Here is an 11,633-nt window from a genome sequence, read left to right on the forward strand (position 1 = left end):
CATATCTCCCAGATAGCAGCGGTTGGAGTGGTTGGTAAAGATTTTTCATATACCGTTTTTCCCGCAAAAAATGAACTTCCATTTCGGCATACGGTCGATTTTTTGGGGTATTCGGTCGGCATTTCGTTATAATCATCTCGGTTTTATTTCTTATGGTTTATCTATCAGCGCAAGACGATGTCAGATGGAGGTCTGAATGTACAAGCGCACTAAGATTGTATGCACCATGGGTCCCGCCTGCGATAGCGACGAGACCATCCGCGAGATGATCAAGGCGGGCATGAACGTCGCCCGTTTTAACTTCTCGCACGGCTCCTACGACGAGCACCACGGTCGCATCGAGCGCGTCCGCCGTATTTCCAAGGAGCTCGGTCTGCCTGTCGGCATCCTGCTCGACACCAAGGGCCCCGAGGTCCGCACCGGCCTTCTGGTCGACGGCAAGAAGGTTGCCGTCAAGACCGGCGATAAGATCGTCGTCACCGCTCAGCCCACGTCCGAGGATTTCCACGGCACCGCTGAGCACATCTCCCTCGACTACCTGGCTCTGCCTTCCGAGGTCGAGAAGGGCTCCCTCATCCTGATCGATGACGGCCTGGTTGCCCTCGAGGTCGAGTCCGTCAGCGGCCAGGACATGACCTGCGTCGTTAAGAACGACGGCCTGATCGGCGAGCGCAAGGGCGTCAACATGCCCAACGTCAACATCTCGCTGCCCGCCATCACCGAGCGCGATCGTCAGGACATCCTCTTTGGCCTGACCGAGAACATCGACTACATCGCCGCTTCCTTCATCCGTGACGGCGAGTCCGTCCGCGGCATCCGCAAGCTTTGCCGCGAGAACGGTGGCGAGCACGTGACGATCTTCCCGAAGATCGAGTGCGCCCTGGGCGTCGAGAACTTCGACGAGATCCTCGAGGCTTCCGACGGCATCATGGTCGCCCGTGGCGACCTGGGTATCGAGATCAAGCCCGAGCTCGTTCCGCACATCCAGAAGGAGATCATCGCCAAGTGCAACGCGGCCTACAAGCCCGTTATCACCGCTACGCAGATGCTCGACTCCATGCAGCAGAACCCGCGCCCGACGCGCGCCGAGGTTGCCGACGTTGCTAACGCCATCTACGACGGCACCGACGCCGTTATGCTCTCTGGCGAGTCCGCTGCCGGTAAGTACCCGGTCGAGGCCGTTAAGATGCAGGCCAGCATTGCTCTCGAGACCGAGAAGTACCTCCCGGCCCACGCTCCGCTCGAGGTTCCGGCCGACGCTCACGGCACCCGCGTCGTCAACAACGTTGTGGGTATGTCCGCTGTGAACATGGCCACCACCGTTGGCGCCAAGTGCATCACCGTGCCGACGACCACCGGTCGTACCGCACGCCTGATCTCGCACTTCCGTCCCAACATGCCGATCTGCGCGTTCTCCCGCCACGAGTGGGCCGTCCAGCAGATGATCATGTACTGGGGCGTTATCCCGCACCAGGCCGAGATTACCCAGGGCACCGTCAACGGCACGATCGTCAAGGCGATCGAGACCGCTAAGGAGCTCGGCTACGTCGAGGCCGGCGATCTGACCGTCGCTACCGCCGGCGATCCCCGCATGAGTGTTCAGCTCGAGGACAAGGTCTCCTCGACCAACGTCGCTTACGTCGCTCAGGTGCGCTAAATCGCACTTGCAAGCACGCTTGCATTGCAAAAGGGCCCGGAAGGCTTTGCCTTCCGGGCCCTTTTTAGACCTTCTCCGCACCCCCGCATCATCGATTTGTGTTCAGTCGCAAGCCTCTCCGATGCCGAGCGCACCACCGAAGACGCCCTGCGACGGGAGCCGTTGGTCAATTGGAATGAACTGTTCACCGTTAAGCCGGCCGGCTAGCAGCTAGCGATCAGGGGGACTGCGGGAACGTCAGAAGCAGCAACGCGAGCCGCAAATCCCGCCTCGGTCAGCTCGATGACCTCGGTAAACGTTGCATCGAAAAACTCCTCGGTTAGCAGGCGATACGGCGGATGATCGGGCTCGCCGGGGTTTTCGCGTACAATCTCGTGCATGACGCCGATAGTCTTGAGCACATATTCTTTATGGATGGGATACTGCCCAAAACGCGTCGCAGCGGTATAGAGGCGATCGGTCGCACGCGGAATGGAAACGATGCCCAGCGTCTTGCCAAACCAGTCAAAATCGCCCTGCTTTTTAATGCGGAATTCCTCGCACGGCTTGCCGCCGTGTGCTTCCAGATACTGGTTCACACGCGTGTTCCATACCGTGTCGGCCACCAGATGCGACCAGACGCCCAGCGTTAAATCGAGCAGCGACTGCGCCACATCTTCGGACGCAAGCGAGAACTCACAGGCGCCGGGACCGACAACCGGCTCGGCATCCCTGTAGCGCTGAGGATAGTGCACGCGGTTCAGTCGCTCGCGCTCCTCGACAATCGAGGTAGCCTCAGCAGGTTCGCCCGCGGGTGCGCCTTTAAGCAGCGGCGCCACATAGGTATCCCAGAACTCGTGCTCGCGCGGCTTAGGGATAGGCTCGGGCTTTGCAAAGTGCGTAATGCGATACGGAATGGGATCGGCGATGCCAGGGACCATATAGCCCACGAAGATATCCGGAACCACGCAGCCAAACAAAAAGGCATTGCGGTCGCGCACGCTATCGGCAAGCACGCTAGCACGTGCCAGCAAGCGCTCCGTTTGAGCGATATGAATGTTCCAACTTGGCATAGCCACCCCCATAAAACCTGGTTAACTATACCATCACGGCAGAGTCGCACAGGCGGCCATACATACCCTACGCAGCAACTATTCCGCAGCACCGCTTTCGGTTCCATACGACGGCACGGGCGCCTCGACCACATGGTGATATCGATCGATATAGATGGCACGGGCCTCCAGGCGGCGCACCAAATCTTGATGGTGCGTACTCATCAAAACCGTCTTACCGGCAGCAACGTAGGCCAGCAAAAAGTTGACTACGATGTCGCACGAGTCCTCATCGAGCCCGTTGGTGGGCTCATCGAGCACTAGGATATCGGGGTTCATCGACACCACCGCAGCCAGCGCAACGCGCTTCTTTTGCCCGCCCGAAAGCTGATAGGGCGAGGCATCGACCAGATCGACAACCTGGAACAGCTCCATGGCATCGCGGACGCGGCGCTCGAGCTCGTCTGTCGGCAGCCCCATCTGCGCGGGGCCAAAAGCAACTTCCTCGCCCACCGTAGCGCAGAACAGCTGGGCGTCGGCATTCTGGAACACAAAGCCCACGCGCTGATGAAAACGCTGAGCGGCTGCGGAATCCTTGAGATATGCCGCATCGATCACGTGCCCGTCAAACAGGTACGCACCCGCGTCCGCTAGTTCAAGACCGTTGATAAGGCGCATAATCGTCGTCTTACCGCAGCCGTTGGGACCGAGTAGGGCAACGAGTTCACCACGATCGACCTGCAGCGACACACCATCGACAACCGTATGCCCCGCATAGGAGAACAGCACGTCGCGAAACTCGATGAGCGGCACGCTCTTGGCGCCAGTAGCACCGCTCGCGCCCATCACGCCATTCGTATCGTTTGCCAAAACGTCGCCCTTCCCTATCCACATCGACGGCTCGGCCGCCCGCGCTACAGCACCGCGCACAACACGGCGAGCAGCACCACGACGACCGCATAGACCGCATCGCGCCAGCCAAAGCCGCTCCGCGCGGGAGTCGGATACGCACCGGCAAAGCCACGGCAAAGCATAGCCTCGTCCATCGCGCGGCTGCATTCCATCGCCTTGATAAAGGTCATGCCCATGATACCCGCGATCGAATCGGTACGCGAAAAACCCGCAGGCGCACGACCCACACTGCGCAGCATGACCGATTCGGTCAGATCGTGCGCCGTGCGTCCCAGCACCTCGATGTGCTTGAGCGCCATATCAAACGTAAAGATGACCTCGTCGGGCAGCTGTAGCGTCTTGAGCGCCGCCGACATGCGGCTCCAGGTGAGCGTCCACGAAACGCCCAGCACGAACGACACGTTAATGAACGTCTTGAGCGCGATCTTGAGCATGGCGCCCGCGGCAGAAGCGCCCAGCAGCAGGGCAGGCAGTGCCAGAACCACCGCAAGCCCCGTGGCGCCGAGCGCCGGTACAAAGGTCGCACGCAGCCCGCGTACGGGGCGCACGGCAACGAGCACCAGCGCGATGGCCGCCATCAACATGAGGTACAGCGGGCTCTGCGTCAGACACACGCACAGGACGCAAACGAACATCCCCACCAGGCGCACCGGAGCCGAAACGCAAGAAAGGGCGCGGTCGACCATCGACCCGCCCTCGTGCGCGCCTCCACCCAGGCGAACCCGCTCAAGCAGGCTCGCCAGGTGCAGGACATTCTTTTGCATCACACGATGCCGAGCCCCCGCGGGCTCGTAACGCTCCTCGGCCGCAAGCCAACTAGGCAGCTCGGCTATTGCCATGAGCACCGCTTTCCTTGACCGTCAGCGAGACCAGGCGGAATGTGATGGTGAGCACCGCCACGCCAATCACGCCCGAAAGAATATACATCGCAGCCTGGCCGGCAAAGCCAAGGCCCTGCTCCTCGGAATAGGCCTGCAGATAATCGCCCGTGGGCAGGGCGTCGGCAAAGGTCGGGGTGTCGAGGCCGACCGAAGCCTGCAGGCTGTCGTCGCCAGCCTCCTGAACGGCGGTCGCGGCGCCCTCGGCGTCCCACTCACCCCAGGCGTCACCGGTGGCGAGCAAGCCGAGCGGCGTAGCCACGACAAGCACGGCGACCAGAATGAGCGTGGGAATCAGGGAAGTCTTCTTGGCGGTACCATCGGCGGCAAGCTGGCCATCGGCGGCTTCGGGGCCGACGATAATGCTCGGCGCCGTCTTCTTAATGAAGCCGTAGATGGCGGCCGTCGCCACGCCCTCGATCACGCCGGCAACCAGCATATGCGGGATCAACATGGCCGGAATAGCCACGGACAGCGGGAAGGGGCAGTACAGAGGGGCGCCCGAAGCGTTGGTGAAGAGCATCGGCTGAATACCAAACTCGATTGCCGCGCACAGGGCCGCCAGGCACAGGCCGACCCAACCGCTCACGATGGCAGAAACCGAGGTGCCCCAGCTCTTGTCGTGCAGACGGCTGTTGAGCGCACGGAACACGATAGCAGCGGTAAACGGCAGCACAAAGGCCATGTTAAAGCAGTTGGCGCCAAAGGACAGAACGCCGCCGTCGCCAAACAGCAGCGCCTGCAGCGCCAGCGCGACCGAGACAGCGATAGCCGCGGCCTCGGGGCCCAGCAGCAGCGCGATGAGTGCGCCGCCGACGGCGTGGCCTGTGGTGCCGCCGGGCAGCGGAACGTTAAACATCATGAGCAAAAAGGAGAACGCAGCGCAAATACCCAGAAAGGCCATATGCTCGCGATCGAGCGTGGCGCGCACTTTCTTGATGCAGTGAACCCATACGGGCACCATCGCCACCGCCATAACGGCATCGGTCTGCGGGGACAGATAATTATCGGGAATATGCATGAGCCCTCTCAATCAGAACGTTGCGTGTTACGTTTCCAACAATCCGTAACACCGACTCTGCATACTAACAAAAAGGCGCACCGCCCACAACGCAGCACGCCCTTGCAATACGTACGTTATTAACCCAAGTCCACACACCGCCCAATAAAGGGCCCATGCACTCCCAACTTTCCGGTCACCCGGAAGAAGGTGCGGTCCGCTCGCAACAAGATTAACGCAGGAACCCGCCCCCGAGAGGGGTTTTCTAAGGCAACATCCCGCAGCCGCGAAGCGGCGAGGACGTTGCCGTAAAACCCCGCAGGGGGCGGGTTCCAAACGGCAAAGATTACGAGCGGACCTCGCCGTTTACGCCCTTGCACACCTTGGTGACAATCTTCTGGTGCGCCTTCTCGACCTCTTCGCTGGTGAGCGTGTGGTCGTCTGAGCGATACGTGAGCGCAAAGGCCATGGACTTTTTGCCCACGCCCACGCGGACCGGATCGCGGTAGACATCGAACAGGCGCACGCCCTCGAGCAGCTTGCCGCCGGCGCTGGTGATGCGACGCTCAAGGTCCTCGCAAGTCACGGCGTTGTCGACCACAATGGCAAGATCGTGCTCAACAGCCGGGTACTGCGAGAACTCGCGATAGTTCTCCTGGTTGCGGGCGCCCTTGATCAGCTTGTCCAGATCGAGCTCAAAGGCAACGACGACCTCATCGATGCCCATCGCCTCGCGCGCCTCGGGGTGAATCTCGCCGACCCAACCCAGCACGGTGCCGCCGGACAGAACCTCGGCGGCACGACCCGGCTGCAAGAAAGCGTAGCCCTCGCCCTCGACGGGACGGAAGCGAACCTTCTCGATGCGCAGTTGGGCGAGCAGCTCCTCGACAATGCCCTTGCCAAAGAAAAAGCGCAGCTTGCGGTACTTCATGTTCCAAGACTGCTCGCTCCACTGGCCCGAAAGCACGCCCGCGACGGACTTGGTCTCCTTGGGCAGGCTGGCGTTTTCGCGGCCATGGAACAGGCTGCCGACCTCGTACAAGTGCACGTTGGGCGTACCGTGCGCCTCGTTGTAGGCCACGGATTGCAGCAGGCCCGGCAGCAGCGAGCGGCGCATCTCGGTCTGCTCGGCCACCAGCGGGTTCATGAGCACCACGGGGCAGCCGCGACCCTCGGTGGGCATGCCGATCTTCTCCAGGTCGCCCGGGGCGGCAAAGCCAAAGGTCGTGGTCTCGTTGAGGCCGCAGGCGCGCAGGATCTCGCCGACCTTGCGGGTGAGCTTCTGCTCGCGGGTCAGGCCGCCGATGTGGTTCTTAGCGGCCGGGATGGTCGCCGCCACACGGCCCATGCCCCATAGGCGCAGGACCTCCTCGATCAGGTCGATCTCGCGCGGCAGGTCGGGACGGAAGCTCGGCGGGGTAACCATAAAGTCCTCGCCGTCGCGCTCGACGGTGCAGCCCAGACGGGTGAGCGAACGCTCGATAAAGTCGGGCTCGATGTCGGCACCGCAAATGGCGTGCACGCGGGCCAGGCGCAGCTTAATGCTGTCGATGGTCTTGGGCGCGGGGAAAACGTCGACATAGCCGGGAGCAACCTCGCCGCCGGCGATCTCCTCGATCAGCGCGCAGGTAACGTTGGCGACATCCACGCAGCCGGTCTCGTCGACCTGGCGCTCAAAGCGAATGGAGGCGTCGGAGATCAGCGACAGATCGCGGCTGGTGTGCGAGGTGCGACCGGCGTTGAAGCAGGCGCTCTCGACCATCACGTCGACGGTATCGTCCTCGATCTCGGAATCCATGCCGCCCATAACGCCGGCCAGCGCCACGGGGCGCTCGCCGTCGGTGATAAGGCCCATGCCGGCGTCGAGCGTACGCTCCTCGCCGTCGAGCGTCGTGAACTTCTCATCCTGCTGGGCGGCGCGAACCACCACGCGGCGGTGGCCATCGCGCTCGGCAAAGGTGTCCAGGTCAAAGGCGTGCAGCGGCTGACCGGTGAGCATCATCACATAGTTGGTGATGTCGACGATATTGTTGTGCGGGCGCACGCCCAGGGCGTTAAGGCGCTTGACCATCCAGTCGGGCGAGGGGCCGACCTTCACGTTACGTACGATGCGGGCGACGTAGCGGTCGCACAGGCCCTCGTCGGCAATCTCGACGGAAAGCTCGTCGTCGGTCGCGCGGCCGGTCTCGGCCTTGATGGCGGGCAGCTCAACGTGGAAATCGCGGTCGAAGATGGCGCCGGTCTCGCGGGCCATGCCGATCATGGACAGGCAGTCGGGGCGGTTGGGCGTGATCTCGCAGTCGAGCACAGTGTCGCTCGAACCCACGTACTCGGCAAACGGCATGCCGCAGGGCGTATCCTCGGGCAGGATCATAATGCCGGAGTGGTCGCCGCCCAGGCCGAGCTCGCGTGCGGAGCAGTTCATGCCCATGGACACGACGCCGCGGAGCTTGCTCTTCTTGATTTTGACGTCGCCGGGAAGCACGGCGCCGATCATGGCCGTGACGATGTGGTCGCCGGCCTCGAAGTTCTGCGCGCCGCAGACGATTTGCAGTGGAGCGGGATTGCCGTCGGCGTCGAGGTTCTTGTCACCCACGTCGACCGAGCACACATACATGTGGTCGCTATCGGGGTGCGGGGTCTTGGTGAGCACCTTGGCGGTCACCACGTGGTCGAAGGACTCGCCCACGGTGTCGATCGCCTCGACCTCGGTGCCGGTACGGATATATTCGTCCGAAAGGGTCTTGGGATCCTCCGGAATATCGATCATGGTCTTGAGCCAGTCGTAAGAAACGCGCATCTAACTGGTCTCCTTTCATAAATGCGGCTTTGAGCCAAAAACTGCAACGGAGACGGGTTTTCCAAGTGCCGCAGATTGCCTTGAAAGAGGAGGGCCGCGTACTTAGGTACGCAACCGACGATTGAAAGGCAAGGTGCGGTGCTTGGGAAAGCCGCCGGGCCTAGAACTGATTTAAGAAGCGCATATCGCCCGTCATAAGCGTTCTGAGGTCGGGCAGGTCGTAGCGCAGGGCCGCGACGCGCTCGGCGCCAATACCAAAGGCGAAGCCGGTGTACTTCTCGGGGTCGATGCCGCAGTTGATCAGGACGTTGGGGTCGACCATGCCGCAGCCCAGGATCTCGATCCAACCGCTGTGCTTGCAGAAGTTGCAGCCCTTGCCGCCGCAGACGTGGCAGCTCACGTCCACCTCACAGCTGGGCTCGGTGAAGGGGAAGAAGTGCGGGCGGTAACGCGTCTTGCGATCCTCGCCAAACATGCACTTAACAAAGTAGTCGAGCGTGCCCTTGAGGTCGCCAAAGGTGATACCCTCGTCGACGACCAGGCCCTCGATCTGGTTGAACTGCGGCAGGTGGCAGGCGTCGGCCGTGTCGGGACGATAGACGGTGCCCGGGCAGATCATGTAGATGGGCGGCTTCTGCGACTCCATAGTGTGGATCTGCACGCCCGAAGTCTGGGTGCGCAGCAGCACGTCGGACTCGCCGTGGGCGTGAGCCTCGGGGTGCGCGACGCTGCCGGGGTTGTTGTCGACCACGTAGAAGGTATCGCGGGCCGAGCGGCTCGGGTGATCCATGGGGGCGTTGAGCGCGGTGAAGTTGTAGTAGGAGGTGTCGACCATGGGGCCGGACTCGACGGTGTAGCCGATGCCGCAGAAGATGTCCTCGGCCTCCTCGATAATCTGCTTGATCAGGTGCTGGTGGCCGATCTGCGGACGGATGCCCGGCAGCGTGATGTCGACGGCGTCGTGCTCCAGTGCGCGCTTGAGGGCGGCGGCCTTCATCTCGGTGTTGCGCTCGTCGAGCATGCCCTCAATCAGCTGGCGCATCTCGTTGGCTCGCTTGCCCATCACGGGACGATCCTCGGGGGCGAGCTTGCCCATCATGCGCATCAGGCCGGTGATGCGGCCCTTGCGGCCGAGCAGCTCAACGCGCGCAGCCTCGAGCTTGGCTGCGTCGTCGGCGCCTGCGACGAGCTCCTTGGCCTCTTCCTCGAGTTTGACCAGATCATCAATCAGACTCATGTCTTCCCTTTCGTCTCTCGCGCTCTCCGTTTGCCGAGGCGGCTGCCACCGTCTGGCGTTGTGAAAACGCGGCCCGGTTCGGTAATAAAAAAACCGTCCTCGGGCATGTGCATTGCCCAAGGACGGTTGAATTCCGCGGTACCACCTTGTTTGACCCGGCGGATGTCTGGCCCGCCGCGCCCACTCTGTGCCCCTTGTCGCGAGGCTCACGGCTTCCCTACTGGGGCTTCGCCGCCGCTGGCTGCGTGCCCGTTGAGGTCGCTGCTCGGGAGTGAACGCTTGGCCCTTGTCACCGCAGGAAGGCTCGCAGCCCATGACCTTCCCTCTCTTGCCGGCGACGCGGCGGGCAAAACCCTCTCCGTCAACGCATTGGGCTATAGGATAACACATTCTGCGTGTGCATCGCCGCGTTCCGTTTTGTTCGCACTGGGTACAAGGCGGGTAGCTGTGCAAACTGGCCGCACGCCCACCCGTGGCGCTCGACCTGCGAGATCAAGGATATAGGTATGGGAAAGAAACTCGATAAGAAAGCCAAGGCGGGCAAGAGCATCAAGAAGCTCCGCAAGCTCGAAGGCAAGCTGTGGACTCGCGAGTACCTGCTCAAGATTGCCGAGTTCGATGGAGCGACGATTGCTCCTGCCAACGGCGCAGCAGCGCGTGCCGACGCCATGGGCACGCTTGCCGGCGAGCATCACAAGCTGCTGACCAGCGAGAAGTCCGTTGAGCTCGTACGCTCGTTAGCGCGCGAGACCGTCGCCGGCGGCAAAATCGACGACCCTCAGCTGCTCGACGAGATCCGTGTGCTCGGCCGCGATCAACGTGAGGCCAGTGCCATCCCCACCGAAGAAGCCGAGGCCTGGACCAGGCTCACCTGCGAGGCGGACGCCGTGTGGCACAAGGCCAAGGCTGCCAACGACTGGGCGAGCTTTGAGACCTATGTGGATAGAATCGTCGCCCAACTTAAGCATCAGGCCGAGCTCATGGACCCCAAGCGCGATCCATACGACGTTTGGCTCGACCAGTACGAGCGCGGCCTTTCCGCCAAGAGCTTCGACGCGTTTTGCGATGAGGTCAAGGCCACGGTCGTGCCGCTCGTGCACGCCATCGGCGAGCGCGGCCAGCAGCCGGCTGCCGACTTTTTGCACGCCCACGTGCCCGAGGCTGCCCAGCGCGCCATGAGCTTCGACCTTATGAAGCTTGTCGGCCTGGACCTGGACGACACCACGCTTGCCTTTACCGAGCATCCGTTTAGCGAGGGCTTTGCCGTGGGTGATGCGCGCATCGCGACGCACATCTACGAGGACGACTGCATCTCCAACGTCTACAGCATCATCCACGAGGCGGGGCACACCATGTACGAGCTGGGCGTCAATCCCGCCTATGCGCGCACGTGCTTGGAGGGCGGCACCTCCATGGGCATCCACGAGAGCCAGAGCCGCTTTTTCGAGAACACCGTGGGTCGCAGCCGCGCCTTTATGGGCCCGCTGCTCGAGGTGCTGCGTCGTCACGCGCCCGAGGTCTACGGCGACGTCGACGAAGACACGCTCTACCGCGCCGTGAACATCGCGCAGCCGTCGTTGATCCGCACCGAGGCCGACGAGCTCACCTATCCGCTGCATATTATGGTGCGCTACCAGATCGAGCGCATGCTGTTTGCCGGCGAGGCTGCGGCCAAGGACATCCCCGCGCTTTGGAACCGCTTTATGGACGAGTACCTGGGCATTCCCGTTCCCGACGACACGCACGGCTGCCTGCAGGATACGCATTGGAGCGGCGGTTCGTTTGGCTACTTCCCCACGTATGCGCTGGGTAGCGCCTACGATGCCATGTTTGTGCCGGCCATGTGCCGCGACGGCGTCGACCTTACCGGTGCCTGCGCGAGCGGCGACTTGGCACCCGTCCGCGCGTGGCTGGGCGAGCACATTTGGCAGTGGGGCCGCGCCAAGGACGCGCCGGAACTCATCAAGGGTGCCTGCGGCATGGATTTTGACGCCCGCTACTACTGCAGCTACCTGCAGGACAAGTTCACCACGCTGTACGAGCTGTAAGGATTGACCAGCACGCCATCGCCAACGCCAACTATGTTGACGCCAATGTCTTGGCAACGTCAGCGAAAAC

The 11,633-nt window shown here is 62.3% G+C and carries 8 protein-coding genes; 2 read left to right on the top strand and 6 right to left on the bottom strand.

The features are described 5' to 3' along the window. Window positions 1–196 precede the first annotated feature (196 nt). On the top strand, window positions 197–1,657 hold the full coding sequence (pyk, locus tag DWY03_RS02515) for a pyruvate kinase (RefSeq protein ID WP_117637393.1): 1,461 nt from the start codon (window positions 197–199) through the stop codon (window positions 1,655–1,657). A 203-nt stretch (window positions 1,658–1,860) separates the two neighbouring features. Here the strand turns inward: pyk and DWY03_RS02520 are convergent, their stop codons facing one another. The 6 genes from DWY03_RS02520 to pheS all read right to left on the bottom strand — a co-directional run bounded on the left by DWY03_RS02520 (window position 1,861) and on the right by pheS (window position 9,515). Next, window positions 1,861–2,709, bottom strand: coding sequence for a hypothetical protein (locus DWY03_RS02520; protein WP_117736236.1), 849 nt, complete (start codon window positions 2,707–2,709; stop codon window positions 1,861–1,863). Window positions 2,710–2,787: 78 nt separating this feature from the next. Beyond that, complete coding sequence (locus DWY03_RS02525) at window positions 2,788–3,558, bottom strand: energy-coupling factor ABC transporter ATP-binding protein (protein WP_231500752.1); 771 nt, start codon at window positions 3,556–3,558, stop codon at window positions 2,788–2,790. Between the two features lie 44 nt (window positions 3,559–3,602). Then, window positions 3,603–4,439: an energy-coupling factor transporter transmembrane protein EcfT gene (locus DWY03_RS02530; RefSeq protein ID WP_117786095.1), complete on the bottom strand. Its 837-nt coding sequence runs from the start codon at window positions 4,437–4,439 to the stop codon at window positions 3,603–3,605. Further along, window positions 4,417–5,499 carry a cobalt transporter CbiM gene (gene cbiM, locus DWY03_RS02535; protein WP_117839819.1) on the bottom strand — a complete coding sequence of 361 codons (1,083 nt, stop codon included), beginning with the start codon at window positions 5,497–5,499 and terminating at the stop codon, window positions 4,417–4,419. The genes DWY03_RS02530 and cbiM overlap by 23 nt, the downstream gene beginning before the upstream one ends. A gap of 325 nt (window positions 5,500–5,824) precedes the next feature. Continuing rightward, entirely contained in the window at window positions 5,825–8,278 is a 2,454-nt protein-coding gene (gene pheT, locus DWY03_RS02540; protein WP_117839820.1) for a phenylalanine--tRNA ligase subunit beta, read from the bottom strand. A gap of 160 nt (window positions 8,279–8,438) precedes the next feature. After that, a complete protein-coding gene (gene pheS / locus DWY03_RS02545) occupies window positions 8,439–9,515 on the bottom strand; it encodes a phenylalanine--tRNA ligase subunit alpha (protein WP_055250566.1) in 1,077 nt (358 codons plus the stop codon). Between the two features lie 506 nt (window positions 9,516–10,021). Here pheS and DWY03_RS02550 point away from each other — a divergent pair. Continuing rightward, the gene (locus tag DWY03_RS02550) at window positions 10,022–11,563 is read left to right on the top strand and encodes a carboxypeptidase M32 (RefSeq protein WP_117839821.1); all 1,542 of its coding nucleotides are present in this window, start codon (window positions 10,022–10,024) and stop codon (window positions 11,561–11,563) included. The last annotated feature ends 70 nt before the right edge of the window (window positions 11,564–11,633 follow it).

It is taken from the genome of Collinsella sp. AF23-2 (assembly GCF_003459245.1).
GTDB lineage: Bacteria > Actinomycetota > Coriobacteriia > Coriobacteriales > Coriobacteriaceae > Collinsella.

Coding starts and splice junctions, on each gene's coding strand:
- DWY03_RS02520 (WP_117736236.1), bottom strand. CDS start 2,709: ATGCCAAGTTGGAACATTCATATCGCTCAAACGGAGCGCTTGCTGGCA.
- cbiM (WP_117839819.1), bottom strand. CDS start 5,499: ATGCATATTCCCGATAATTATCTGTCCCCGCAGACCGATGCCGTTATG.
- pheS (WP_055250566.1), bottom strand. CDS start 9,515: ATGAGTCTGATTGATGATCTGGTCAAACTCGAGGAAGAGGCCAAGGAG.
- DWY03_RS02530 (WP_117786095.1), bottom strand. CDS start 4,439: ATGGCAATAGCCGAGCTGCCTAGTTGGCTTGCGGCCGAGGAGCGTTAC.
- pheT (WP_117839820.1), bottom strand. CDS start 8,278: ATGCGCGTTTCTTACGACTGGCTCAAGACCATGATCGATATTCCGGAG.
- DWY03_RS02550 (WP_117839821.1), top strand. CDS start 10,022: ATGGGAAAGAAACTCGATAAGAAAGCCAAGGCGGGCAAGAGCATCAAG.
- pyk (WP_117637393.1), top strand. CDS start 197: ATGTACAAGCGCACTAAGATTGTATGCACCATGGGTCCCGCCTGCGAT.